The organism is Marinomonas sargassi, from assembly GCF_025716875.1.
GTDB lineage: Bacteria > Pseudomonadota > Gammaproteobacteria > Pseudomonadales > Marinomonadaceae > Marinomonas > Marinomonas sargassi.
Window position 1 is genome coordinate 266,520 of record NZ_JAOVZB010000003.1, and the last position, 26,281, is coordinate 292,800.

The 26,281-nt window shown below is 42.2% G+C and carries 23 protein-coding genes and 8 tRNA genes; 8 read left to right on the forward strand and 23 right to left on the reverse strand.

Features of this window, described 5'->3' with window-relative positions:
- Positions 1 to 72: 72 nt before the first annotated feature.
- On the forward strand, positions 73 to 1,719 hold the full coding sequence (gene leuA / locus OFY17_RS08145) for a 2-isopropylmalate synthase (RefSeq protein WP_263530235.1): 1,647 nt from the start codon (positions 73 to 75) through the stop codon (positions 1,717 to 1,719).
- A gap of 483 nt (positions 1,720 to 2,202) precedes the next feature.
- Here the strand turns inward: leuA and OFY17_RS08150 are convergent, their stop codons facing one another.
- From OFY17_RS08150 to pabC, 6 genes are all read right to left on the reverse strand, one after another.
- On the reverse strand, positions 2,203 to 4,641 hold the full coding sequence (locus OFY17_RS08150; RefSeq protein WP_263530236.1) for a Lon protease family protein: 2,439 nt from the start codon (positions 4,639 to 4,641) through the stop codon (positions 2,203 to 2,205).
- A 162-nt stretch (positions 4,642 to 4,803) separates the two neighbouring features.
- Positions 4,804 to 5,607, reverse strand: coding sequence for a TatD family hydrolase (locus OFY17_RS08155; RefSeq protein WP_263530237.1), 804 nt, complete (start codon positions 5,605 to 5,607; stop codon positions 4,804 to 4,806).
- 6 nt (positions 5,608 to 5,613) lie between these two features.
- The gene (gene holB, locus OFY17_RS08160; protein ID WP_263530238.1) at positions 5,614 to 6,549 is read right to left on the reverse strand and encodes a DNA polymerase III subunit delta'; all 936 of its coding nucleotides are present in this window, start codon (positions 6,547 to 6,549) and stop codon (positions 5,614 to 5,616) included.
- Positions 6,546 to 7,187 (reverse strand): dTMP kinase, encoded by a 642-nt coding sequence (gene tmk / locus OFY17_RS08165; RefSeq protein ID WP_263530239.1) that lies wholly within the window; start codon positions 7,185 to 7,187, stop codon positions 6,546 to 6,548. The genes holB and tmk overlap by 4 nt, the downstream gene beginning before the upstream one ends.
- Positions 7,188 to 7,196: 9 nt before the next feature.
- Entirely contained in the window at positions 7,197 to 8,228 is a 1,032-nt protein-coding gene (mltG, locus tag OFY17_RS08170) for an endolytic transglycosylase MltG (protein WP_263530240.1), read from the reverse strand.
- Positions 8,215 to 9,039 (reverse strand): aminodeoxychorismate lyase, encoded by an 825-nt coding sequence (gene pabC, locus OFY17_RS08175; RefSeq protein WP_263530241.1) that lies wholly within the window; start codon positions 9,037 to 9,039, stop codon positions 8,215 to 8,217. The genes mltG and pabC overlap by 14 nt, the downstream gene beginning before the upstream one ends.
- A 305-nt stretch (positions 9,040 to 9,344) precedes the next feature.
- Between pabC and OFY17_RS08180 the strand changes: the two genes are divergently transcribed.
- A complete protein-coding gene (locus OFY17_RS08180; RefSeq protein ID WP_263530242.1) occupies positions 9,345 to 9,830 on the forward strand; it encodes a VOC family protein in 486 nt (161 codons plus the stop codon).
- A 54-nt stretch (positions 9,831 to 9,884) separates the two neighbouring features.
- Here OFY17_RS08180 and OFY17_RS08185 read toward each other — a convergent pair whose 3' ends face one another.
- From OFY17_RS08185 to OFY17_RS08225, 9 genes are all read right to left on the reverse strand, one after another.
- On the reverse strand, positions 9,885 to 10,778 hold the full coding sequence (locus OFY17_RS08185; protein WP_263530243.1) for a LysR family transcriptional regulator: 894 nt from the start codon (positions 10,776 to 10,778) through the stop codon (positions 9,885 to 9,887).
- A 190-nt stretch (positions 10,779 to 10,968) separates the two neighbouring features.
- A tRNA-Glu gene (locus tag OFY17_RS08190) sits at positions 10,969 to 11,044 on the reverse strand.
- 49 nt (positions 11,045 to 11,093) lie between these two features.
- Positions 11,094 to 11,168, reverse strand: a tRNA-Gly gene (locus OFY17_RS08195).
- Between the two features lie 68 nt (positions 11,169 to 11,236).
- A tRNA-Glu gene (locus OFY17_RS08200) sits at positions 11,237 to 11,312 on the reverse strand.
- A gap of 49 nt (positions 11,313 to 11,361) precedes the next feature.
- Positions 11,362 to 11,436: transfer RNA gene (locus OFY17_RS08205), tRNA-Gly, on the reverse strand.
- Between the two features lie 67 nt (positions 11,437 to 11,503).
- Positions 11,504 to 11,579, reverse strand: a tRNA-Glu gene (locus OFY17_RS08210).
- Positions 11,580 to 11,623: 44 nt separating this feature from the next.
- A tRNA-Glu gene (locus OFY17_RS08215) sits at positions 11,624 to 11,699 on the reverse strand.
- Between the two features lie 45 nt (positions 11,700 to 11,744).
- A tRNA-Gly gene (locus tag OFY17_RS08220) sits at positions 11,745 to 11,819 on the reverse strand.
- Positions 11,820 to 11,866: 47 nt separating this feature from the next.
- A tRNA-Glu gene (locus OFY17_RS08225) sits at positions 11,867 to 11,942 on the reverse strand.
- Positions 11,943 to 12,073: 131 nt separating this feature from the next.
- Here OFY17_RS08225 and OFY17_RS08230 point away from each other — a divergent pair.
- The gene (locus tag OFY17_RS08230) at positions 12,074 to 12,649 is read left to right on the forward strand and encodes a YajG family lipoprotein (protein WP_263530244.1); all 576 of its coding nucleotides are present in this window, start codon (positions 12,074 to 12,076) and stop codon (positions 12,647 to 12,649) included.
- Between the two features lie 89 nt (positions 12,650 to 12,738).
- On the opposite strand, the gene msrB is transcribed toward OFY17_RS08230, so the two are convergent.
- On the reverse strand, positions 12,739 to 13,146 hold the full coding sequence (gene msrB, locus OFY17_RS08235) for a peptide-methionine (R)-S-oxide reductase MsrB (RefSeq protein WP_263530245.1): 408 nt from the start codon (positions 13,144 to 13,146) through the stop codon (positions 12,739 to 12,741).
- A 70-nt stretch (positions 13,147 to 13,216) separates the two neighbouring features.
- Here msrB and OFY17_RS08240 point away from each other — a divergent pair, with 70 nt between their 5' ends.
- On the forward strand, positions 13,217 to 14,434 hold the full coding sequence (locus tag OFY17_RS08240; protein ID WP_263530246.1) for a pyridoxal phosphate-dependent aminotransferase: 1,218 nt from the start codon (positions 13,217 to 13,219) through the stop codon (positions 14,432 to 14,434).
- An 80-nt stretch (positions 14,435 to 14,514) separates the two neighbouring features.
- Positions 14,515 to 15,396: a protease HtpX gene (htpX, locus tag OFY17_RS08245; protein ID WP_263530247.1), complete on the forward strand. Its 882-nt coding sequence runs from the start codon at positions 14,515 to 14,517 to the stop codon at positions 15,394 to 15,396.
- 71 nt (positions 15,397 to 15,467) lie between these two features.
- Here htpX and OFY17_RS08250 read toward each other — a convergent pair whose 3' ends face one another.
- From OFY17_RS08250 to gcvT, 4 genes are all read right to left on the reverse strand, one after another.
- Entirely contained in the window at positions 15,468 to 16,193 is a 726-nt protein-coding gene (locus tag OFY17_RS08250; RefSeq protein ID WP_263530248.1) for a flagellar brake protein, read from the reverse strand.
- 11 nt (positions 16,194 to 16,204) lie between these two features.
- On the reverse strand, positions 16,205 to 17,344 hold the full coding sequence (locus tag OFY17_RS08255) for a 4-phosphoerythronate dehydrogenase (protein WP_263530249.1): 1,140 nt from the start codon (positions 17,342 to 17,344) through the stop codon (positions 16,205 to 16,207).
- Complete coding sequence (locus tag OFY17_RS08260; RefSeq protein WP_263530250.1) at positions 17,325 to 17,864, reverse strand: elongation factor P hydroxylase; 540 nt, start codon at positions 17,862 to 17,864, stop codon at positions 17,325 to 17,327. Before OFY17_RS08260 ends, OFY17_RS08255 begins: the two co-directional genes overlap by 20 nt.
- Before the next feature lie 258 nt (positions 17,865 to 18,122).
- Positions 18,123 to 19,214, reverse strand: a complete 1,092-nt coding sequence (gene gcvT / locus OFY17_RS08265) for a glycine cleavage system aminomethyltransferase GcvT (protein WP_263530251.1) — start codon at positions 19,212 to 19,214, stop codon at positions 18,123 to 18,125.
- 362 nt (positions 19,215 to 19,576) lie between these two features.
- Here gcvT and glyA point away from each other — a divergent pair, with 362 nt between their 5' ends.
- From glyA to gcvP, 3 genes are all read left to right on the forward strand, one after another.
- Positions 19,577 to 20,854 carry a serine hydroxymethyltransferase gene (glyA, locus tag OFY17_RS08270; RefSeq protein ID WP_263530252.1) on the forward strand — a complete coding sequence of 426 codons (1,278 nt, stop codon included), beginning with the start codon at positions 19,577 to 19,579 and terminating at the stop codon, positions 20,852 to 20,854.
- Between the two features lie 53 nt (positions 20,855 to 20,907).
- Complete coding sequence (gene gcvH, locus OFY17_RS08275) at positions 20,908 to 21,291, forward strand: glycine cleavage system protein GcvH (protein ID WP_263530253.1); 384 nt, start codon at positions 20,908 to 20,910, stop codon at positions 21,289 to 21,291.
- 73 nt (positions 21,292 to 21,364) lie between these two features.
- On the forward strand, positions 21,365 to 24,229 hold the full coding sequence (gene gcvP / locus OFY17_RS08280; RefSeq protein ID WP_263530254.1) for an aminomethyl-transferring glycine dehydrogenase: 2,865 nt from the start codon (positions 21,365 to 21,367) through the stop codon (positions 24,227 to 24,229).
- Between the two features lie 467 nt (positions 24,230 to 24,696).
- Here the strand turns inward: gcvP and OFY17_RS08285 are convergent, their stop codons facing one another.
- The 3 genes from OFY17_RS08285 to OFY17_RS08295 form a co-directional block, all read right to left on the reverse strand.
- Positions 24,697 to 25,320 carry a hypothetical protein gene (locus tag OFY17_RS08285; protein ID WP_263530255.1) on the reverse strand — a complete coding sequence of 208 codons (624 nt, stop codon included), beginning with the start codon at positions 25,318 to 25,320 and terminating at the stop codon, positions 24,697 to 24,699.
- Between the two features lie 64 nt (positions 25,321 to 25,384).
- Positions 25,385 to 25,759 (reverse strand): hypothetical protein, encoded by a 375-nt coding sequence (locus OFY17_RS08290; protein ID WP_263530256.1) that lies wholly within the window; start codon positions 25,757 to 25,759, stop codon positions 25,385 to 25,387.
- Positions 25,760 to 25,819: 60 nt separating this feature from the next.
- The gene (locus tag OFY17_RS08295) at positions 25,820 to 26,218 is read right to left on the reverse strand and encodes a hypothetical protein (protein ID WP_263530257.1); all 399 of its coding nucleotides are present in this window, start codon (positions 26,216 to 26,218) and stop codon (positions 25,820 to 25,822) included.
- Between the last annotated feature and the right edge of the window lie 63 nt (positions 26,219 to 26,281).

Genomic DNA, 26,281 nt, shown 5'->3' on the forward strand with positions numbered 1-26,281 from the left:
GACGCCCATTCACCCAATGAGCATAAAGACAAGCGAGCTTATCCGCTCCATAACAAGAAGAAGGGAAAGATCATGACATCTTTTGACCACACAAAATATACGCCGTTTCAGCCAGTTGTTATTGAGAACCGTACTTGGCCTGATCAGGAAATAACAAAAGCCCCAATTTGGTCTAGCGTTGACCTTCGTGATGGCAACCAAGCCTTGGTTGAGCCGATGACTGTAGAACAAAAGAAACAGTTTTTTGCTCTACTTGTTGATGTTGGCTTTAAAGAGATTGAAGTCGGCTTCCCTGCTGCTTCACAGTTAGATTTTGACTTTGTTCGTTGGTTAATTGAAGAAAACAAAGTTCCTGACGATGTGTACATTCAAGTTTTGACACAAGCTCGTCCTGAATTGATCGCTCGTACCTATGAGTCTCTTAAAGGTGCAAAAAAAGCCATTGTCCATGTTTATAACTCAACGTCTAAAACTCAGCGTGAGCAAGTTTTCCGCCTTGGCAAAGACGGCATTAAAGAAATTGCCGTTAAAGGTGCTGAGTGCGTAAAAGAACATGCTGCAAAACACCCTGAAACAGAGTGGGTTTTCCAATATTCTCCTGAAAGCTTTACTGGTACGGAAACAGATTTTGCGGTTGAAGTAGTTAATGCTGTTGCCGATGTTTGGCAACCAACGCCTGACAACAAGATCATCATAAACCTACCAGCGACAGTTGAAGTGGCAACACCAAATCGCTTTGCAGATCAGATCGAGTATTTTTGTCGTAATGTAAAGCAGCGTGACAACATGATCATCAGCCTTCACACCCACAACGACCGTGGCTGTGGTGTTGCTGCAGCTGAGTTAGGTTTGATGGCAGGCGCTGATCGTATCGAGGGCACATTGTTAGGTAATGGTGAACGTACAGGTAATATGGACGTGGTAACCATGGCGATGAATATGTACAGCCAAGGTGTCGATCCAGAATTAGTATTAAGCGATATGGACCGTATCATCAGTGTTGTGCAAGCTTGCACATTGCTACAAGTTCACCCACGCCACCCTTACGCTGGCGAGCTTGTCTTTACCGCTTTCTCTGGCTCACACCAGGATGCTATTAAGAAGTGTTTAGCCAATCAAACAGCCGACAAACCATGGGATGTGGCTTACTTGCCAATTGACCCTACTGACGTGGGCCGTAGCTACCAAGAAGTGATTCGTGTTAATAGCCAATCTGGTAAAGGCGGAATCGCTTACACACTTGAGCAAGAATATGGCTTAGCATTGCCTCGCTGGTTACAAGTAGAGTTCAGTCCTATTGTACAAAAGTTTGCTGAAATTGACGGCGGTGTTGTTGATGCTCAGTCAATGAAAAAACTTTTCGAAGATAGCTTCATGACAGGCTCAACACCTTACCAGTTAGGTAAATACGACTTAACAAAAGACGATATCGACACAGTTAATGCTGAGCTTATTGGCTCGGAAAACGTACAAATTTCTGGTAATGGCAATGGTGCCCTTTCTGCTTTCAGTACAGCATTAGGTGAACACTTTGGAATGCGTATTGATATTATCCAATACCAAGAACATGCCTTGACTGTTGGTAGTGATGCTCAAGCGATAGCTTATGTTCAAGCAAACATTGACGGAGACCGCTTTAACGGTGTTGCGATTCATAACGATATCGTATCCGCTTCGATTCAAGCTGTACTTGCAACAGTGAACCAAAAAATAGCCTAATCGCAAGATAGCCTAATTATAAGCAGGCATACTGGAAAGCCGAAGACTAAACATCTTCGGCTTTTTTATGGGCTAAAAACAGTTATTAAATAAAGTATCAAGAAAGTGCTAATATCTTCAGCTATCAAACGCTCAGTAACCATAGGAAGTCAGCACAGTGCCTTTAAAAGTTTTTCTACTATTTCTATTACTCGCAACTTTTAGTAAAGCCACATACGCTGAATGTAGAGATATAGACTCTAAAGCTGCCGCAGATAAAACAGCACAGAAGCATGTCGGCGGAAAAACTTTCAAAAGAGCTATGGTGTTAAAAAGGCATCTACCAAGCAAAAGAAAGGAAGTCGCAAGCTATGTTTACGTGAAATCTACAGACCTGTATTACACCGTCTATTCTTTGGTCAGCACGGACTGCAAATCGGTTAGAGTCCTCAAACAAACAAAAGGGAAGCACTAGGCTTCCCTTTTTACATTACGCCTTATTGCTTACTTTTCTGACTTTTTAGTCTTTTCTTCAGATTCTTCCGCCTCGTCTTCATCTTCGCTCTCGTCTTCACCCAATTTAGAAATCTCTTCTAAACGCTGAATCACTTTTGCTGAAAGAGTACCTTCTGGGTATTCTCCTTCATCATTAGCGACACCTGGCTCGACTCCAGTTAGAAGGTGCAATGCCTCATCCGCTGTAGAGATGGCATAAACATGAAACATCCCATCTTTTACAGCATCAAGAATATCGTCATTGAGGATCAAATTATTAGCGTTAGATTTGGGAACAATAACCCCTTGAGTGCCAGTTAAACCGCGAGCACGACAAACATTAAAGAAACCTTCAATTTTCTCGTTTACGCCACCAATTGCTTGCACTTCACCATACTGATTAAGGGAACCTGTAATCGCTAAGTCTTGTCTTAGAGGAACTTGCACTAAGGCAGACAGAAGGCAACAAAGCTCAGCCGTTGAAGCACTATCACCATCCACATAGCCATAGCTTTGTTCCATGGCAATAGAAGCAGATATATCAAGCGGGTAACGCTGGGCATACTTATTCCCCAAATAGCCAGACAAGATCAATACACCTTTGGAGTGTATATTTTGGCCAAGATTGGATTCACGTTCGATGTCGATGATACCTTTACCACCTGGGTAAACGGTCGTTGAAATGCGGGCAGGCGCACCGAAACTACTATCACCGATCTGCATAACAGTAAGGCCATTTATCTTACCAACCGCATGACCATCACTTTCTAGTAGTACCGTTCCTTCTAATATTTCTTCAATAATCCGCTCACTGACTCGGCCGGTACGATGTTTTTTCGCAGCCAAAGCGCGAGAAATATGTTGCTCAGTAATTAGTTCATCTTTGGCCATCTGACGAACAAAATCCGCTTCACCTAGCAACTCAAATACATCACCAATTTTAGCGGTCATTTCCCTCTGATGTTCCGCTAAGCGGCTACTGTATTCGATTAGAGATGCGACTCCACCACGGGTTACATTGGCGTATTCTTCTTTGTCAATGCGATCTTTCATGAGGCGAGCAAAAGAAAGCTCAGATTCTTTAGAGCGTTTTAATGTGTCGTCAAAGTCCACCAAAACACGAAACATTTCTTGGAAATCTGGATCAGCATCTTGCAATAGATAATAAATATCCCTTGCCCCTATCAACACCACTTTAACCTGCAAGGGTAGGTCTTGGGGTGACAGTGTCATGGTATTCATCATTCCAAGGTCGGCATAAGGGTGTTCGATTTTTAACGTTTTGCTTTTCAGGGCGCGCTTAAGTGCTTCCCACAAATAATGATCTGTTAGCAACTTTTCGGCATCAAGAATGAGATAACCGCCATTGGCAGCGTGCAAGCTACCGGAACGAATAAGGCGGTAATTAGTGATCAACATACCTTGATCACTACTGTGCTCCACATGCCCAAATAGATTCCTGTAAGTTGGGTGAGGTTCATAAATAACCGGCTGCCCTTCATTGTCGTTGTGCTTGATGGCAATGTTCGGTAAATACAGGTCTTCATATAATTGACGGCGACCAATTTCATCACGGTTTTCAGAGGCTTTATCGTCCGCCATTTGGTCAATAATGGTAGTGTCTAAATCTGTTCTTAATGAAGCAAGAAAGGCTGAAATATCCGCATCGTCTTTGTATTTTTCAAACAAACCTGACATCAAAGGTTCAACCGCTTCCTTGACTGTGTCTAAATTCAACTGACGAAGCAGATCATAGGTAGCTCTCTTCCACTGAGGAAGAGCCAAAAGCTCTTCGTTCAATAAACTCTCTAGGGCCGATACCCCTTCTTGAAAGGCATCTCGTTCTTCATCGGATAAGGCTGCAAATTCGTTTTCTTCTAATGCCTTCCCCTCTTTCATAGGAGCAAAGCTAACAGAGGATGCGTCGCGGAACATAGCCACGCCGATTTTCACAGAGGCCTTTTCCACTTTATTAATAGCCGCTTCGTACTGCTCATTAAAAGCACGATCAATCAAACTTTTCTGCTGCTGATAAGTCGGGTTTTCAAACGCTGCTGGAAAGGTTCCCATCAAGCCATCAATAAGAGTTCTAATTTCGCTCTCAAAAACATTGGCTAAACCTGGAGCAAACTCTAATGCTTTAGGTCTATGGCTTTCCGTAAAATTATTAACATAGGCCCACTCGTTCGGAGCTGATCGGCGTTTCGCTTCACTTCTTAGATAATTAAGAATATAAGATGATCGCCCTGTACCCGAATCTCCCATAGCAAAGACGTTATATCCGGGGCGCTGCATAGCAACACCAAACTGAATGGCCTCTACAGCACGCTCTTGGCCTAAAATGCCGCTTAAGGCATCAATATCATTAAGAGTATCGAAAGGTAAATGTTCGTCAGGAATTTTAGCGGATAACGCTTGATAAGGTAGCGGAGTAACCATGTTTGTCATCAATGACTTTCCTTATGTTAAACAAGCCAAAAGCAAATAGAGGGTGGCTTGGAGAAGAAGCAAACCTTCTCTTATATATTGTTTCATTTTTAAGATACTTTGAGGCTAACACTCTACCCCTGTAAAACCTAGGCAGTGAGAGAAAAACTCTTCAATCTCACCTTAATTTAATGCCAATTGATTCTCAGGATTCGCTCGATTAAAGACTCTGTGAAAATTTTCAGCGGTCGCCTCGAGTAATTCTTCATATCGAATACTTTTTAAATCTGCCACATATTGAGCAACATCAGACACGTATTTAGGTTCGTTCTTTTTGCCCCTATGAGGAACAGGAGCAAGATACGGAGAGTCCGTTTCCACTATCAAGGATTCTAATGGCAGCTTACGCACTGTGTCTTTTAATTCTTGCGCTGCTTTAAAAGTCACAATCCCTGAAATGGAAATCAAGTAGTTTTCATCCAAGGCTTTTTTAGCCATGTCGTAATCTTCGGTAAAGCAATGCAATACACCAGCAGAATCAGAATTACCGTGTTTTCTGATTAAATCCAAGGTGTCTTCTTTAGCTTGCCTAGTGTGGACAATGACAGGTAAACCTAACTTGCCAGCTACTTTTAAATGCTCAGCAAAGCTAACTTTTTGAGCTTCATGAATGATTGGGGATTCTTCATAGAAATAGTCTAAACCCGTCTCACCTATGGCAATAACCTTAGTGTTTTGAGCGCGCTCAAAAAGATCATCCCCATTGGTAATTAGACCTTCTGTTTGTAAAGGATGAACACCGCAGCTTGCGTATATACCGTCGTACTGTGTGAAGGCCAAGATGTCGTCCATCTTTTTTAGATCCACGGAAATAGTCAGAAGCTGACGAACCCCTTTCTCGTAAGCGCCGTTAAGCACGGCCTTAATATCATTATCGTAAGGGGCCAAATCCAGCATATCCAGATGGCAATGGGTATCAATTAACATAAAGCGTTACCACTGATTCAATTCGTATGTAAGTTGCATAATGGGGTTTAAATTTGTTTTTTGAAGGTCTTCTTTCAATTGTTGTAGAGCGGTGTAGCGCACCATAAGACCCTGAATACTGATTCGAGATATTAGGATTGGATAGACTTCCTGCAAAGCGGACTCAAGATTCCCACCTGCGGAATGAAGAATGCATTGATGTAAAATTGCCCCTAGTCCATTTGTGTAATCTTCAATATTACTGGTATCCACACCTTTTAAGACATCACTAACACTCATTCTACCTTGTAACAGTTCGACAAGCTTAGACGGTAAATCAGCATATAAAGACACCTTACCTTGCTGCTGCAGACTCAGTAATCGAAAAGGCTGTGTGGTTAACCAAAACAAATTCTGTAATTCACTATGCTCAGGAAGCTGCGACAACCAAGCCTGAACATCACTAAGGCTTGGGGTTGGAATACTGACCAACAAACAACGACTACGAATGGTGGGCAAAAGGCTTTTTGACTGTGATGTTGTTAAAATGAAAAAAGTATTTTCAGCAGGCTCTTCAAGGGCTTTCAACAAAGCATTTGCCGCATTCACATTCATTTCTTCTGCGTGGGTTATCAGAGTAATTTTACTTTTCCCGACCTGAGGCTTTTGACTAATTTTTTGAACTAGGCTTCGCACTTGGTCGACTTTTATTGTGCCATTTTCACCATCCAAAACTCGATAATCTGGATGTGTCTCTGCATTCATCAACTCACATGAATGGCAGACGCCACAAGCAATTCCTTGATCGCTTTCACACATTAAGTCTTTAACCATTTCATGTGCTAAAGACTCCTGACCAACACCATCAGCGCCCGTAATAAGCAAAGCGTGCGATAAGGCATTGCCTTTTTTCAAAGTCTGAACTTGCTGTAAACAAGGCTTTAACCATTCCGCCAGCATCATTCAGCTTCACCTGCCCACGCATGGTTCAACGCCATTAACTGGGACTCTATCTGAGCCTTTACTTCATTCAAAGTCAAACTGGCATCTATTACTTTAATTCTATCTGAGTCTACTCTAGCACGCTCCAAGAAGCCTTCTCTAACCTTCTCGTGAAAAGCAATGGACTCATTATCCAAACGATCCTGCTGCTTTCTCTGGGCTACTCGCTGCTGACCTTGCTGTACAGAAATATCTAATAATAACGTCGCATCAGGTTTATTATCACCAACCACCCACGCGCTTAGTTGATCTATTACCGATACATCACCACCACGAGCTTTGCCTTGGTATACATAGCTCGAATCTAAAAATCGATCGCTAATCACCCAAATACCCTTATCAAGGGCTGGTTGGATTTTTTCAGCTAAATGCTGTGCTCGTGCAGCAAAGACCAAAAGCAGCTCTGTGGTGTCGTTTACCTTTTCATCTCGGGAAGCTAAGACTAATTGCCGAATCTCTTCGGCCAAGGGCGTACCACCCGGCTCCCTTGTCATCAGATATGGAATATCATGAGATTCTAACCACTCTTGTATGAAGTTAATCGCCGTGGTTTTACCACTCCCTTCACCACCTTCGAGTGAAATAAATTTGCCTCTCATACCCTACCTCTAATTAGTAACTTCTGGCGTTGAACGATAATCCGTTCTTCGCTTGAACTGGTACTCTTTAACCGCTGCATTATGCGCTTTTAACGTATTTGAAAATGCATGGGTACCATCCCCTTTAGCAACAAAATAAAGCGCTTTTGTTTCGCCCGGGTTCAAGGCCGCAAAAATAGCTTCTTTCCCTACATTAGCAATCGGGGTCGGCGGTAAGCCAGAAATTCGATAGGTATTGTATGGGGTGTAATCTTTTAAGTGCTTACGGGTTATATTGCCATTATAAGAGTCACCAAGACCATATATCACGGTTGGATCTGTTTGTAGGCGCATTCTTTTTTCTAAACGGCTAATAAAAACACGAGAAATCAATGGACGTTCAGCCGCCGCCCCTGTTTCTTTTTCAATGATAGATGCCATTATTAAGGCTTCATAGGGGCTTTTGTATGGTAAGCCTTTCACCTTAGATTGCCATAATTCCTCTAGCGTAGACACCAACAGAGCATTAGCATGCTTTAGTATGCTGACATCCGTATCACCATCACGGTAGCTGTAAGTATTCGCAAAGAAACGCCCTTCAGCATGGGGAACGGAGAGGTTTAAACGTGTAGCAATTTCCTCATTAGATAGACCTTGCAGGGTCATTTCAATATTACCCTTAGCAGCCATAGCCTGCAGAAACTCTTGCGTCGTTTTACCTTCTAAAAGTGTCACCGAATAGGTTATGGACTTACCCGAATCAAACAAGGCCATGACATCCAACAATGTCATATCTGGTTCTAGAGCATACTCGCCCACTTTAGGCGATAACTGAGGGTTCAGCTTAGCTGCAAGTCGAGTCAAGAACGGATATTGAATATAGCCCTCAGCATGCAAAGCCTGACCTAAACTATAAAAGGTATCACCAGAGTTCACTTCAAACTTACTATTAGTTTCAAGATTCATGGGGGACGTCATAGAACCATATAAATACCATGCCGCAAGCGCCAATAAAGTAAGCCCCATCAACGCGAGCCTAAAACACCATTTAACGAATCGCATTTTCTTCCTTTTTTTGTATTTCATGCTGCAAAGCTTTGGTTAAAGAGCCATATACAAATGCAGTATCTGCAATATTTATCACTGGCACTATCTTCATTAAACTATTAGTAATAAAGACTTCATCTGCAGACAAAACGTCATTTAGCTTAAAGCTACCCAACTGTACGTCGCCATCAAAGTGTTCAATAATTTGTTTTCTATAGGTTCCTTCAACACCAGAAAACTCGAGAGACGGTGTATAGATTTTGCCACCCTTAAACCAAAAAATATTACTTTGAATGCACTCAATCACGTCACCCTTATCGTCCAACATAATGGCTTCGAAGTCAGAATCACTTAAGTGTTGTTTTGCCAAAACATTTTCTAAGCGATTCAAGTGTTTAATGCCAGCCAAAAAACGATTAGAAGACACCGTAACTGGTGATATAGACAAGGACACACCTTGCTGCTGTTGAAGAGAGTAATCAGGGCAAGGCAAGATACCAATACAGACAGTATGAGAAGGCTCTTCTGGTGGCAAATAACCTCGACCACCCTCACCACGTGTGACAATAATTTTTACAACTGAGTCAACACTGACAAGAGGCAAAATATCAGATAATAAAAAGTCCTCTAATTCTTGCTTTCGTTGGGGACTCAACGACATACCTAACTTGTTTAAGCCTTTGTAAAGTCGAGCCAGATGGTTATCTAATTGAAGAAGCGACACAGGAGTCGCATGAATAGTCTCGAAAACACCATCCCCATAAGCTAAGCCGCGATCAGCAGGCGAAATAGCATCATCCACTATGTAATTAACAAACCAAGTCATGGTGAAAAACTCAATAAAATATGGCCGTTATGATAACGCAAAAACGAATGTCATCACATAGGCAGTCAACTCCATATTAATCAAGCCAATGGCTTATCAACTGCTGACTCATTGAAGCTAGATGATTCAGCAACAAGCTATCGACACAAATTCTCCCTACTTATTATTACTAGCTAAGTTAAAACACTACCTCACCCCATAAATAACAAAATATTATCATTACAAAAACTAATGATAATTTAATTTGATCAATTAAAAAAATTAAGATCACCTCATTACCTAACCCACTATTTTTGGAGAGACATATGAAAATGAATCACATTGGCTTAATGGTTGGCGATATGAGTCAAGCTGTTGAGTTTTACACTAAGGTTCTTGGCTTAAGAGTCATCATGGATAAAACGAAGGTAATAGAAGAAAGAGAAAGCGCAATAGGTAAAATGTGCATTGCCGTTTTCGGCGAGGGGTTTGAAGGATTCAATATCGCTCATTTAGTCACTACAGATGGTATAGGTGTTGAGCTGTTTGAAATGAAGAACCGTGAACAAAAGCACGAAGTTAACTTTTCACGAATCGGAATCTTTCATTTTTGCCTTCAATCCGATGACTTTGAAGCCGTTATACAAAAAACAGAGGAAATGGGCGGAAAAGTACGAATGGATATCATGAGGTATCACCCTGAAGACGACTCAAAACCGGCAAAAATGGTCTATCTAGAAGACCCTTTTGGTAACTTATTTGAGCTGTACTCACACTCCTATGAAGAAACCTACTCTTCAGAATACGAGTAATAAGCTAATCGGGAGTAGCTAATGCATTAGCTACTCCATTCAGCACAATTAAGCTCAAGATATTCCTAATATATTTTGAATTATCTCATTTAGCATTTTATAACGCGCAGGGAGAATACGGTTTTTCTTTTGAATTTGAAATAGTGGTTCAATTACTGGTGTCTTAGGTTTAAAAACCGTCAAGAGGTCAGGTGAATGAAAACTTTTCACCGCTGTTAAAGGCATAACAGTGAAACCTAGACCTTTAGCAACGGGTTGTAATATTTGGCCAATTTGATTAACAAAACCAGCTTGAGGCAAACCTTCTATTGCTAACTTTCTTAAGCTTGGCTCACCACACTGGGCAAAATAAAGGGGCAAGTAATGCTCAGCATCAGGATGGCCAATAAACCCCATCCCCGTTATTACTTTATAGATATCCATATCAACATCGACACTGCGGGAAAAAACTAAACACAGCTCTTCATGTCCGATTTCTTTCACATCAAAAAGGGCTGTATTTGGCAGCTCAGTGACGATACCAACATCGACTATACCCTCTCTAATATCACTCAATATCCGATTCTGAGGAGCGGCTTTCAAACTAACCACTAACAAAGGATGCTTAACCTGCCAATCTAGTAACTTTGGATAAAGAGTTAATGCCAAAGCTCCTGAACAGGAGATGCTACAAACACCGCTGTAAGGGTCATCAAAAGACAACTTCTCAATTAGCTCACTCTCATTCTTTTCAAGCTGGCGAGCATAATCAAACACCAGCCTTCCTTGCTCGGTAAGATCAAACCCTTTTTTCTCCCTTGCAATAAGAGGGAAACCACAAGCTGATTCAAGCTTATTAATATGCTGACTCACACCGGGCTGAGTCATAAAAAGCTTTTCCGCCGTCCGCGTAAAATGCCCTGTCTGAACCAGTACAACAAAAGTGTTTAACCAAATTGGGTTAAGCATAAGGCCTCATTATTTGTAGTAACTCGCGCAAAAGAAATGATTCTAAACTTTGATGACAAATAGTTAAACGAAGATTTAATTCAGCATCAGAGCCCAACAGACAGGCAAGCTGAATTTAGAAACAGTAGAGCATATATAGAATTGTGATTAAAAGATGTGGATAAGGTAAAGCATGGGGGGTGAAAAGGAATGGCGTCCCATAGGGGGTTCGAACCCCTGTTACCGCCGTGAAAGGGCGGTGTCCTAGGCCTCTAGACGAATGGGACACAAATCAGTCAAACACTGACAATTTACTTATCAATCAAAACAAGTAAATGGAGCGGGAAACGAGGCTCGAACTCGCGACCCCAACCTTGGCAAGGTTGTGCTCTACCACTGAGCTATTCCCGCAACACTCTTCCCCTACTCTATTCAGGAAAGATAACCAGCTGCTTTTTCAAAGCAACCAGTAAAAATAATGGCGTCCCATAGGGGGTTCGAACCCCTGTTACCGCCGTGAAAGGGCGGTGTCCTAGGCCTCTAGACGAATGGGACACAAATCAGTCAAACACTGACAATTTACTTATCAATCAAAACAAGTAAATGGAGCGGGAAACGAGGCTCGAACTCGCGACCCCAACCTTGGCAAGGTTGTGCTCTACCACTGAGCTATTCCCGCAACACTCTTCCCCTACTCTATTCAAGAAAGATAACCAGCTGCCTTTCAAAGCAACCCGTAAAAATAATGGCGTCCCATAGGGGGTTCGAACCCCTGTTACCGCCGTGAAAGGGCGGTGTCCTAGGCCTCTAGACGAATGGGACACAAAAAACACGTTTTATTCACTAAATATCACTTCAAATTAAAGTGGCGTCCCATAGGGGGTTCGAACCCCTGTTACCGCCGTGAAAGGGCGGTGTCCTAGGCCTCTAGACGAATGGGACACAAATTAGCTTAAAACGCTTTCCATTTATTAGGCGAATAATAAATGGAGCGGGAAACGAGGCTCGAACTCGCGACCCCAACCTTGGCAAGGTTGTGCTCTACCACTGAGCTATTCCCGCACGTCACACATATTTTTTGAAAAACAGCCTTTACTATCGCTAATAAATGGCGTCCCATAGGGGGTTCGAACCCCTGTTACCGCCGTGAAAGGGCGGTGTCCTAGGCCTCTAGACGAATGGGACATCTAAAAAATCTTGCTGTGTGAGCGGGTGCGTATATTACTGTTACCAGCCTGAAAATCAATAGTTTTTTTCATTAATTTAAGCTACTTTGTTTGAAAGTCACTTTTAAAATCAATTGGATCGGAGTAATTATGTTAAACAAGCATTTATTTTTAGCAATATCATTATCCACACTCGTACTTGCTGGCTGCTCTACTACCCACAACATTGAGATCAAACCTGAAATAAAAGTCAGCTCTAGCAGTTTAACAAACGACAGGGTCATTCAAGTATCCACTAGCACCCTACTCGACAGTAAAGTTGGCTCAATTGAAACTGGCATCAAAGAGACAGCCAATATTTTCGCTACAAACAATATAAGTCAAAGCGTTAACGACAGCGTAATGAAAGGCTTACGAGAGCTTGGCTTCACCCCCGATCAAGGAGTAATGCCCCCTGCCAGCCTAAATATTGAAATCACAAAAATGAGTTACGTTACAGAAGTGGAAAAATTAAAAACCATTGCGAAAATTGATTTCGAAATTAAGGCCACTTTAGCAGCAAAAGGCCAAACCTATAAATCTAGCTATGGATCACAAAAAGTAAGAGAGTACGGCACCCTCCCTTTTGAGAAAGATGTTGAAAGTGACATGAATGACCTTGCCAGCCAGACTGTCAATCGCCTCTTAAAGGATCCGAACATCATTATTCTATTGCAATCCAATTAGATCTTTAAAAAATCAGTTTGAAGACAAAAAGGCGCCATCTGAACCAACAGATAGCGCCTTTTTATTAGAATAATTAAAACTAAAGTTACTTAAGACTTCTTAAAATCCAATGAGGCTGAGTTTACACAGTACCTTAACCCTGTTGGCTGAGGCCCATCATCAAAAACATGCCCCAAGTGCGCATCGCACTTCTGACATAATATCTCCGTTCTGCGCATCATTAATGAGCTATCCATCGACTCACTAATGTTTTCTTTATTTGCGTCATAAAAGCTTGGCCAGCCAGAGCCAGAGTCATATTTAGTGTTAGATTCAAACAATAGCGCCCCACAACAACGACACACATACTGGCCTTCTTCATGATTTTTTTCATATTTTCCAGTAAAGGCTCTTTCAGTACCTTTTTTTCGTGTGATATGAAAAACGTCCTCTGGCAGCTCTTTTTTCCATTCTTCCTCAGTTTTCAATGTTTTTTTATTTATATCTTGATCACTCATCTTGAATGCTCCCAAGTTCGGTGTACAGTTAGTGTTTTTTAGATAAGCCTCTGTAAGTAAGGATAAAACGGTGCAAATTCGCAAATCAAACAAACTCGCCAATATATGTTATGAAATCCGTGGACCTGTTTTAAAAGAAGCCATGCGCATGGAAGAAGAAGGCCAACAAATTTTAAAGCTTAATATTGGTAACCCAGCACCTTTTGGCTTTGAGGCACCTGATGAAATCCTAGTCGATGTTATTCGTAACCTACCTACGTCACAAGGCTATTGTGAATCAAAAGGCCTTTATTCTGCCCGCAAAGCCGTTATGCAAAAATATCAGGCTTATGGCATCAAGTCTGCCGATGTCAATAATGTATGGATCGGCAATGGTGTTAGTGAGCTTATCGTCTTAGCCATGCAAGCCCTTCTTAATGACGGTGATGAAATTCTAGTACCTGCTCCTGATTACCCTCTATGGACAGCGGCAGCCACTCTATCAGGTGGCTACGTAAGACACTACCTATGTGATGAAGGTTCAGGCTGGCAACCTGACATCAAAGACATCAAAGCAAAAATATCTAACAAAACTAAAGCCATCGTCATAATCAACCCAAACAACCCAACAGGGGCTGTTTACGAAAAAGATGTTTTAGAATCCATCGTAGCTTTAGCAGAAGAGCACAACTTGCTTATCTTCTCTGACGAAATCTACGACAAAATCATCTATGATGAAGCGAAACACATACCAACCGCCACACTTACAGAAGGCAGAGTGCCCTGTATTACGTTTGGTGGCCTATCAAAAGTCTATCGTACCGCAGGCTTTCGCTCTGGCTGGATGGCCATCACAGGTGAACGCAAAGGTATACAGGACTACATTGATGGTTTAGACATACTTAGCTCAATGCGACTTTGCGCCAACGTGCCTGCTCAGCACGCAATACAAACAGCACTAGGTGGCTACCAAAGCATTAACGAACTAATAGCGCCAGACGGCCGTCTTTACGAACAGAGAAAAGTCGCTTGGGAAGCCCTTGATGCTATGCCAGGGGTACATTGTCATAAGCCGGAAGGCGCCCTTTATCTATTCCCAAGACTAGACCCTAAGATGTACGACATACAAAATGATATGGATCTCGTTTTACAATTTTTGCGAGAAGAAAAAGTCCTTATCGTTCAAGGCACAGGCTTCAATTGGCCCACACCTGATCATGTACGATTTGTATTCTTACCCCATGTAAAAGAACTTGAGTCTGCGATGGAAAGGTTTGATGCTTTCCTAGCAAGATTAAGGAAGAATTAAGTTCTCTTTACAATAATCATTGAAATTGTCTTTCAAGACCATAATATGCTCCTTAGATAGTTCATTTAAGGAGCATATTTATGCGCATTCTATTATTCCTATTAACCAACTTAGCCATTATGGTTGTCGCCGGCATTGTGCTAAGCGTCCTTGGTGTCGGCAGCTACATGACAAGCAACGGCTTAAACCTAACCTCACTTCTCATCTTCTGTGCAGTGTTTGGTTTTGTTGGTAGCTTCATATCACTCTTTCTGTCTAAATTTATGGCCAAAAAAGGCTCTGGTGCCGTTGTCATAGAACAACCTAGAAACCACAAAGAGGTTTGGCTTCTAGATACTGTGAAAGAACTTGCAGACAAGTCTAATATTGGCATGCCGGAAGTGGCTATCTTTCCTTCCCATGATGCGAATGCCTTTGCCACAGGCTGGAATAAAAATGCAGCATTAGTCGCTGTATCCAGTGGCATGCTAGAGCGTTTCTCTCCCGATGAAATAAAAGCTGTACTTGCCCATGAGGTAGGTCACATAGCAAATGGCGACATGATCACTCTTTCTCTTATTCAAGGGGTAGTTAATACCTTTGTTATGTTCTTTGCCCGTATTGCCGCTTACGCGGTGGACCAATTCCTAAGACGAGGTGATGACAACAACCAATCCGTAGGTTTTGGTTACTACATTGCTACCTTTGTATTTGAAATGCTATTTGGGGTTCTAGCCTCAATGATTGTGATGTGGTTCTCTCGATACCGAGAGTTTAGGGCCGATGAAGCGGGAGCAAGACTTGCAGGCAAACACGCTATGATATCTGCCTTAGCCCGTTTACAGCAGGAACATGAACAAACCCATATGCCAGACTCTATGCTTGCCTTCGGTATCCGTAGAGGCAAAACACCAAGTTTGGGTGAGCTATTTTCTAGTCACCCACCAATTGAAGACAGAATCAAAGCACTACAAGCTCTGTAACTGCAATTTAGAGCACAAAAAAACGCCAGCATTAGCTGGCGTTTTTTATGTATGAAGGGCAGAAATAAAGCCTATTTCTTAGTGTTATTCTTTAACGTTTCCAAAATGTAAGCCGTAAGTGGGATGCCAACGTCTTTTTTCACATCCACAAAGCGCACGCCGTAGACATAAAAGTACTCCACTCCCATGCGAGACAAAAATTCATTATCAACTAAGCTAGCCTGAACTTGATCTAGCATTTGTATCTCTTGCGATCGGATTTCACATTCAACTTTAATAAGCTGGCTGTAAGGACCTATCTTCAAATTACCGTTGAGTCGAAAGGTCTGTCCAGCAAGACCAAAGTCCTCTTTAGAAATAAGCTTTGCGCCACCCAAACTCAAGTCAACCAAGATAGAAGAAGCCGATTGACCAATAGAAGTTTCTAAGTCTACAGGCTCCACACTACAAATGAGCTTGGTTTCAACCCGAACAGCCTGACGAACAACAGAGGTTTCAACAAACTCAGGGTAAGCTATATGCAAATGACCAGATGGGTCTAGATAACTTTTTGCTACCTTACTTGAAAAGGCACAGACATGAGTACTAAGCATCAATCGCACATTAACAATTTGCCCTTCACGCACCAAAAGGTTTTTGCCGTTCATTCTAGGACAAGAAACGATTAAAGAGCTTTTCGGAATATGCCCAATAACCTTCACCATGTAACGACCACTAGGGTAAATCAATTCAATCTGAACATTTGTTCCTAAAGGTACATCCAGATCGCCTAGATCAACCTGCATTACATCAGCCATGCACTTACCTTCTAATTAGTCAAAAAACTTGCTGCTTTACAAAGCGAAAGAACCTGCTTTTCAGCATGATGAACCGTACAAGTATTCAATTCATCTCTTTCAACATAATGCTTACGCAACCAGTCAAAAATATTATTTTCTTTATTCTCTCGGTACTTAGACCTTAATCTTACATCATCTCTTGCCACATCATAAATAGCATGCACACTTCGAGCCAGCATTTCTTCAGAAGATAAGATTCCATCTACTAAATTTAAAGCAGACAAGCACCCTGCACTAATTGCCTCCGACGCGCTACTATTCTGATTTTCAAGGCCAAGAAACGCCTGTAGCGCCTCATAAATCATCCAAGTACCTTTCTCACGGCCTTGTTTACTGTAACCCGCAATATGTGGCGTCGCGATATCAACAATGGAAAGTAAGTCTTGATTAATGTTTGGCTCACCCTTCCAGACATCCATCACTAAATGTAGGTTGCCTTGCAATTCCTTATGGCGAACCATCAAATCACTCTCATTGATGACTCCCCCACGTCCAGCAGAGATAACAACTGCCCCAGCAGGAAGCCTATTAAGTTGATCGAGCGCTATCATATCCTTTGTTGGATAAGGACCAGTATCCGTTAAGGGAGCATGAAGCGATATCACATCACAAGCCATAAGTTCATCAAGTGAAACAAAGTTTGCTGCTTTTATTTCCTGCACTTTAAAAGGATCGTGTACACAAACATCGCAACCCATTGCTTTGAATCGGTTATATACAGTTTGACCGACATTGCCAAAGCCAAGCACACCAATTTTTTTATCAAGCCATTTGATGCCTTTATTCATGTATAGATGACTTAAACCACTTAGAACGTAATCAGCAACAGCCTGCGCGTTACAACCAGGCGCGCTGCTAAAGGCAATATTGTTTTTTTCTAAGTATTCCTGATCGATATGGTCAACACCTATGGTTGCACTACCCACAAATCGAACTGAACTGCCACGTAAAAGAGACTCCGTCACCTTAGTAACAGAACGCACTAACAAAACATCCGCATCTTTAACCATATCAGGGGAAAGGTCGCGACCACTCACTAATTCAACCTTGCCTAATGCAGAAAAAAGCTTCTCCACATTAGGCATATTTTCATCGGCAATGATTTTCATATTTATCTTGTAAAAACTCTTCAAAGTTGTGAGTGAAATCGTTTTGTTTAAATAAGAATCGAGCAAAGCTATTTGCCCGCTCAGGAAGACCCTTTTCAATAAACTCATGCACTTGTTTCAACACGGACTGCTCGAATGCTGAGGCGTCATAGTCAGGCAAAGACAAGTTATCAACACTGACACGAAATGGCAGATCAAGAACCCAATGAAACACACACTCTATTGCTTGAGGTTTTACCTCTACCCGCTCGAATTCTTTTTGCGTTTCAAGATCTCTGGTGTCAGGGCTATACCAATAGCCATAATCTTCTAATAGCCGCCGCTTTTCTCCCGCCAAACACCAATGACTCACTTCATGTAAAGCGCTGGAGAAATAGTCTAATCTGAAATAAATAACCGCTGGACGGGATTCTGTAGCAGGCACATATAAGGGCTCATCCGCCCCGCCAACTAAACACGTATTAAATCGAGATAAAAAGCAGGCATCAAACGCCTCCACAAGCTGAATAACACTTGTCAAACGAAAGCTCCAAAAACAGGGAATTATCACACAGGAAAGGACTTTAAGCCATGCAAAGCATTATCATTTGCATGACTTAACCATCAGATTTTCATTTAGCGTCGTTTTTTAAACCGAGACTTTTAATTAGTCATGACTTATTAGCCACAACCTAATTAGCCACAACCTAATTAGCCACGATTTATTAACCACGACTTACCTAGCCACGGCTATTAACCGCGACTTATCTTAGCCATGGCTGATTAACCTCGACTTATCTTAGCCACGATAGTAGCGAGCAGGAACAAAAGGCATTGCCGTAGGTTTAAGAGGTATACTTTTCCCTCTAACGCTCGCAAAAAGTGGTGCTTCCAAAGAGTCAACCGTTACATAAGCCATAACGATTGGCTGAGATAAAGTAGGAGAAAAACCACCGCTGGTAACCTTACCTTGCACCACACCCTCCGCATCAAGGATTTCGACACCTTCTCGAACTGGCGCTTTACCATCAACCAAGAACCCCACTCGCTTAGTGCTAGGCTTATCGGCAAACTGAGGCAAAATGATATCAGCTCCTGGGAAACCACCAGCACGTTCACCATCTAAACGGCGAACTTTTTGAATAGCCCAGTTGATAGAAGCTTCTACTGGTGTGGTATTGGTATCAATATCATGGCCATATAAGCAAAGCCCTGCCTCTAATCGTAAAGAGTCACGAGCCCCAAGACCTATCCACTCAACTTCATCAAAAGCCAATAAAGCGTTAGCAAAAGCACCAGCTTCGTCGTTCGGTACCGACACTTCATAGCCGTCTTCACCTGTGTAACCAGAACAACTTATCCAAACCTCAACACCTTGCCATTGAAATTTAGCACTTTGCATAAAGGTCATATTTGCAGCTTCAGGCAAGATGCGAGCAAAAGTTTCTCGCGCTTTTGGCCCCTGAATAGCTAATAAAGCTCTATCTTCAACCACCACTTCACAGCCAACCAACTTCTCTTGAAGATAAGTAATGTCTGCGTCTTTACATGCCGCATTAACGACCATAAAAATGTCATCGCCCCAATTGGCAAACATTAAATCGTCCGTAATACCACCAGATTCAGTAGTAAACATACCGTATCTCTGCATACCAGCAGGCAAATCAATCACATCAACAGGTAAAATACTTTCCAATAAGGACTTAACATTCGCGCCTTTGAGAATGACTTGCCCCATATGAGACACATCAAATAAGCCGACATTATCGCGCACCCATAAATGCTCTTTCTTAACCCCTAATGGGTACTGCACAGGCATTTCATATCCGGCAAACTCAACCATTCTGGCACAAGATTCAAGATGTAGATCATATAAAGCTGTACGTTTCATATTAGAAAGCCTTTTAAATTAGTTAAGAAGTTTGTTTCCTATTGGAAACAGAGTATCGAAAAGAGGGCAGATTTGACAAGAGATTAAACCTTTTAATATTAGGAAAAAACACTTTATGAAGCCCAAAGGCAATAGCTGAACGATTGGTCAGAAGATTCCAGATAGAAAAATGCATTTACTGCCCTTCCTTTGTTTCCAATCGGAAACTTTTTTATTATCATAGCCAAAATCGATGTCACCGAAGGATGACTAACACTCGCGAAAAGATGATCTTTTTTCATCAACTTTATCTGACCATAGTGTTATTATATGCGCGAGTTATTGTCTCTAGGCATACAAGTTTATTTAAAGAGGAACCCTCCATGTCCAACACAGAAGCCTTTTTCAGCCAAAACCTAGCTGAACGAGATCCAGAGCTTTTTGCTACTATCGTTGAAGAGCAAGAGCGTCAAGAAACAGGCATTGAATTAATTGCATCTGAAAACATCACTTCAAAAGCCGTGTTAGAAGCGCAGGGTTCTGTACTTACAAACAAATACGCTGAAGGTTACCCAAACCGTCGTTACTACGGTGGTTGTGAAGCCGTCGATGTTACTGAACAGCTTGCAATCGATCGTGCTAAGCAACTTTTTAACTGTGAATTCGCTAATGTTCAGCCTCACTCAGGCGCACAAGCAAACGGTGCAGTAATGCTTGCTTTGCTTCAACCTGGCGACACGATTCTAGGTATGTCTTTGGACGCAGGTGGTCATTTGACTCACGGCGCGCCACCAGCTCAGTCCGGTAAATGGTTTAACGCTGTACAATATCAAGTTAACCCTGACACGCTATTGATCGATTACGATGCAATCGAAGCGCAAGCGTTAGAATGCAAGCCTAAAATGATCATTGCTGGTGGTTCTGCAATTCCTCGTGTTATCGATTTCAAACGCTTCCGTGAAATCGCTGATAAAGTTGGCGCATATCTTTTCGTTGACATGGCTCACATTGCTGGCCTTGTTGCGACAGGCGCTCACCCATCTCCTCTACCACACGCGCACATTGTGACAACGACAACTCACAAAACATTGCGTGGCCCACGTGGCGGCATGATCCTAAGTAACGACTTGGATCTTGGTAAGAAAATCAACTCAGCAGTATTCCCAGGCTACCAAGGTGGCCCATTAATGCACGTTATTGCTGGTAAAGCCGTTGCATTCGGTGAAGCACTAAAACCTGAGTTCAAAGTATACATTGACCAAGTTGTTGCCAATGCCAAAGCACTTGCTGCAGTTATGGTTGAACGTGGTTGCGACATCGTAACTGGCGGTACAGATAACCACCTTATGCTTGTTGACCTTCGCCCGAAAGGCCTTAAAGGTAACGTTGTCGATAAAGCCCTAGAACGTGCTGGCATTACCTGTAACAAAAACGGCATTCCTTTTGATACTGAAAAACCAATGATCACTTCTGGTATTCGTATCGGTACACCAGCAGCCACTTCTCGTGGCTTCGGTGTAGAAGAATTCCAGAAAGTTGGTCACTTGATCAGTGATGTACTAGACGGTCTGATTGAAAAACCAGAAGGCAACCCTGAAGTTGAAGCCCGCGTACTTGCTGAAGTAAACGAGCTTTGCAAACGCTTCCCACTTTATCGCTAAAAGCCAATGCCCAAGGATACTAATTCTTGGGCATTTTTTATGAGGTTATAAAAATGAGTACTATTCCAGAGAACTTAAAATACGCAGAATCTCACGAATGGGTTTTAGACAACGGAGATGGCACAGTGACTGTTGGCATTACCGACCACGCCCAAGACCTATTAGGCGATGTAGTTTATGTTGAACTGCCTGAAGTGGGTCTAGAAACAACAGCGACTGAGCAATTCTCCCTAGTAGAATCTGTAAAAGCCGCTTCTGATATATACGCTCCAGTAAATGGCGAAGTTATTGAAGTTAACGAAGCACTAGATGATGCTCCTGAACTTATCAATGAATCTCCATTTGAAGATGCATGGATTGCCAAAATCAAGCTAAGCGACGACGCTGACCTTGATACATTACTTGATGCTGCAGGCTACTCTGCTTCAATCGAGTGATAATATTCCTGTTGGCTTGTTTCTCACAAGCCAACAACTCTCCCCTGATTTTATCTTAATAGGCGATTAAAACATGACTTCGTGTATCCGCGATTTGTTAAACAACGATGAATTTATTGCTCGTCATATCGGCCCAGACGCGACAGAGCAAGACAAAATGCTATCTGCTATTGGCATACACTCTCTTCCTGAGCTGATCGAAAAAACCGTTCCAGAAGCCATTCGTCAGGCAAATCTAGACCTTTCCACTGACCCAGTTAGTGAAAGCGAAGCCCTAATCCAACTGAAAGCCATCGCTAACCGAAACAAGGTGGCGCGCTCTTTTATTGGTATGGGTTATCACGATACACATGTACCAGCCCCTATTTTAAGAAACCTATTAGAAAACCCAGGTTGGTACACAGCTTACACGCCTTACCAGCCTGAGATTTCACAAGGCCGTTTGGAAGCACTATTAAACTTCCAGCAAATGGTCATTGACCTAACAGGAATGGAGATTTCCAACGCCTCACTATTAGATGAAGCAACAGCCGCTGCGGAAGCCATGACGCTGATGAAGCGCTCTAACCGCAAGAAATGTGACGCTTTGTTTGTTGCCAGCCACTGCCTGCCACAAACCATCGATGTGGTAAAAACACGAGCTGAATTACTAAACATTGAAGTCATTGTCGATGACATTGCCAACTTCTCTAACTATGACGTTTTCGGTGCCATCTTCCAATACCCGGGCACTAACGGCGAAGTAACAGATTTAACGGACGTAATAGCACAAGCTCACGAGCAAAAAGCACTAACCAGTATTGCCGTTGACTTACTTTCTCTTGTTCTATTGAAATCCCCGGGCGATATGGGTGCTGACATCACCTTTGGTAGCGCACAACGCTTTGGTGTTCCTATGGGCTTCGGTGGACCACACGCTGCCTTCTTAGCAACCAAAGACGCTTTCAAACGCTCTATGCCTGGTCGTGTAATCGGCGTATCAAAAGACAGCCACGGCAAGCCTGCATTACGTATGGCCATGCAAACCCGTGAGCAACATATTCGTCGTGAAAAAGCCACATCTAACATTTGTACTGCACAAGCCTTGCTTGCCATGATGGCCGGTTTTTATGCGGTTTATCATGGCCCAGACGGTCTTAAGAAAATAGCTAATCGAGTTGCTGCACTAACTAACACCTTTGCTAAAGCTGTTCAGTCACAAGGCTTTACAACTAATAGTGGGTATTTTGACACTCTTGTTATCGATACAAATGAAAGCACAAATGCCATTATGGCAAAAGGTGCAGAGAAGTTAATGAACTTCTACAAGGTATCTGAGCAGCAAGTTTCTGTTTCATTAAGCGAAACCACAACTACCCAAGACGTGATTGACCTTGCGGATTGTTTCGGCGCAACTCTAAGCCTTGATGATATTTTAACTGCTAACGCTGACTACGGTTTTGATGCCGCCCTATTACGCCAAGATGACATCTTGACTCACCCAGTATTCAACAGCCACCACAGTGAAACAGAATTGATGCGCTACCTGCATCAGTTAGAAGTAAAAGACATCGCCCTTAACCAGAGCATGATCCCACTTGGCTCTTGTACTATGAAGTTGAACTCTACTTCTGAAATGATCCCTGTAACTTGGGCTGAATTTGGTCGCATTCACCCGTTTGCACCAGACAATCAAGTCACTGGCTACCACGCTCTACTGCAAGACCTTATCGAAATGCTGTCTAAAGCCACCGGCTACGACACCATTTCCCTCCAGCCTAACTCTGGCGCACAAGGGGAATACGCGGGGCTATTAGCGATTGATAAATACCACAAATCCCGTGGTGAAGATCAACGTGATATTTGTCTGATTCCAAGTTCAGCACACGGTACTAACCCAGCCTCTGCTGCCTTGGCTGGCATGAAGGTTGTCATCGTTAAATGTGACGAAGACGGTAACATCGACATTGCTGATCTTGCAGAAAAAACAGAGAAACACGCAGACCAGCTTAGCTGCATCATGGCAACTTACCCATCTACTCACGGTGTATTCGAAGAACATATCCGCGAAGTATGTGACATAGTTCACAAGTTTGGTGGTCAGGTTTACATTGATGGCGCCAACTTGAATGCTTTAGTAGGCGTAGCGCCTCCGGGTGCTTTTGGTGGTGACGTTTCTCACCTTAACCTGCACAAAACTTTCTGTATTCCTCACGGTGGTGGTGGCCCAGGCATGGGGCCTATCGGTGTTAAATCACATCTAGCGCCTTTCCTACCGGGTCACACAGTAACGCCTGTATTAGGAATGGAAGAACAACACGGTGCGGTATCTGCAGCACCATACGGTAGTGCCAGCATCCTTGTTATCACATGGATGTACATCAAAATGATGGGCGACAAAGGTCTACGTGATGCTACTTACAATGCCATCCTAAACGCTAACTACATTGCCACACGCCTTGCTGACCATTACCCAGTGCTTTACACAGGTGCCAATGGCACAGTGGCCCACGAATGCATTATCGACATTCGCCCACTAAAAGCGGAATCTGGCATTAGCGAAGAAGACATAGCAAAGCGTTTAATGGACTTTGGTTTCCACGCACCTACCATGTCCTTCCCAGTAGCCGGTACACTGATGATCGAGCCGACAGAATCTGAAAACCTAGAAGAGCTAGATCGCTTCTGTGATGCCATGATTCAAATTCGCAGCGAGATCAGCAAAGTACAAGCGGGCGAATGGACACTAGAAGACAACCCACTCGTCAACGCACCTCATACAGCAGACAGCTTACTGGGTACGGAATGGGAACATGGTTACACACGTCAAGAAGCGGCTTACCCCTTGACTTGGATTAAAGCGCGTAAATACTGGCCACCAGTTGGTCGTATCGACAACGTTTACGGTGACCGTAATCTTTTCTGTGAGTGCCCACCGATTGATAGTTACGAAGACTAAGTCTTCTTTTCTTCAAGCTTTCTTGAAATTAAAAACGAGCCAAATGGCTCGTTTTTTATTTTTAACAACTCTTTTTCATAGATATTGGTTATCAAGTAAACCTTTGAAAGCCTATGTATTTAAAGCATCTTTCCGCCCTGCTGGGCGGGTAACTTTTACCCAGATCCGTAAAAGTTACCAAAAGGTCTCTTAATCAGAATCTTAAGGGCTCATTGTCGCCATTAAAGAAGATGCTTCTACGTAATTCGATTCAGTAAGGTATTAAATAGATTCTTTGGCTGGAGACATATCATCACACACTGATGTAAAGCTCTTACGCTGTCGCGCAATCAGGATTGCGTCGAGATAACATTTAATAGCCGTTCATAATTAAAGAAACAAAGAAAGCATTAACTATTGGGGCAATCCTTATGTTCAGAGCCACTATTGTATGAAGTAGAACCGTTAGCTTATAGCTTAATAGCAAATTATTTGTTTAGAGTTTTTGATATTAATTCGGAGTACTGAACTATAGTGGCTATCAATAGGTCAGAGAGCCCGAATGCATGCTGTTTATCATCAAACAAACGTATAAAGCTCTCAAGATCTTCCATTGAGTAATATTTTTTTGCAGAATTTAACTTTGATATTGCCGAATAATCAAGATTATCGATATATAAAACACTCATATCACATTCAGACTCGGGCTTATTTAGAGGCGCTACTCTTATACTCTTTTTGGATAAAGTACTATTTGACAAATGGATATTATAATTTCGTAAGAGCTTAATCATATGAAATGCTGGATTTTCAGAACAATGTATTAAGTATAGTTTTTTGTCTAATTGAGGGTGCAGTTGCTTAATACACTCTTCAATACTACAGAACTCAGCTAGAGTAGCTCGGACATATGCACACTGCTGTGCAGCATCCCTGATCATATACTTTTTGGCTTTTTCTGAGATCATAGAGGCCATAAAAATTGCTGAACAAAACCTATCATAGAGCTCTATATGCGGCTTCAAGCCATCACAAGGCTTAGGGATAACTAGATAACCCTGCTCCATTTTAGGGAACAGCGTATAATCGTAATTAATATTACTAATACTCACAAAGCGCACCAAACATTAGCAGAAAATAAGCACTTCGCCGAACCCTCTTTGATTCTTATATTTTTCACGAGAACCTCCTTGGTAACTCTTTGCTATTAACAAGTGCGTTAAACACCTGATCTGGGTCAGACTGACACCAGTAGCGAAATATTAGTTTAGCTAGTGGCATGCGCAGGGCAGAACTTACTGTACCCGAAAAAATCACTTTCGGTGATTCCCACTGCTGAGCTATTACACCAAGATATTGTTTTGGTTCTGTATCTAAATAGGCGAACCATGTGGCTTTACCTCCTGATATCTTTGGCAAAACACATTCATTGGAGGCTTTAACCAAAAGTTCTTCAACACTCATATCCTCATGCACAGAAATTAACACTGCATGAGATGAATAGTCATCACCAGCATGAACACTATCACGCTCAATTTCCAATTTGAGCACATTATCTCCTTAATACATAACACCCAAACCAATTCGTTCGCTTATCGAGATATAATAGCTTTAACTAAACCCTGAGATAAAAACTGCACAAAGTAGAACCAGGTCAACAACTAAATGAAGGAAAATTGTTAGTAAGAGTCTGAGTTTTGTATCTCTTTTTAATAGTATTCGCTTAAATTGTTCTGATTTAAACTCGCTCTCAGTGCTTCGAAGCGCAATTTCACTCTCAACCGACATGACAAATTCAGTTGCATTTTTAAGTACAACTAAGTTCGAAATAAAAAATACCAACAAACCTGTAGCAATGAGAGGAGCAGTCTCTTTATTTAAACTATCTTGTGCCGTACCTGTAAATATCCAACCACAAACAGCAAAAATTGATACAGACCAATAAGTCCAATACTGATTTACTCTAGTCTCAACTTTTTCCCTAAGGTCAAATAACTCAGATAATTTCAATTAAACCACCTATTTCATAACACTCTGGACATGGGCAAAGTTGACCCGCAACGGAAAGCCTCT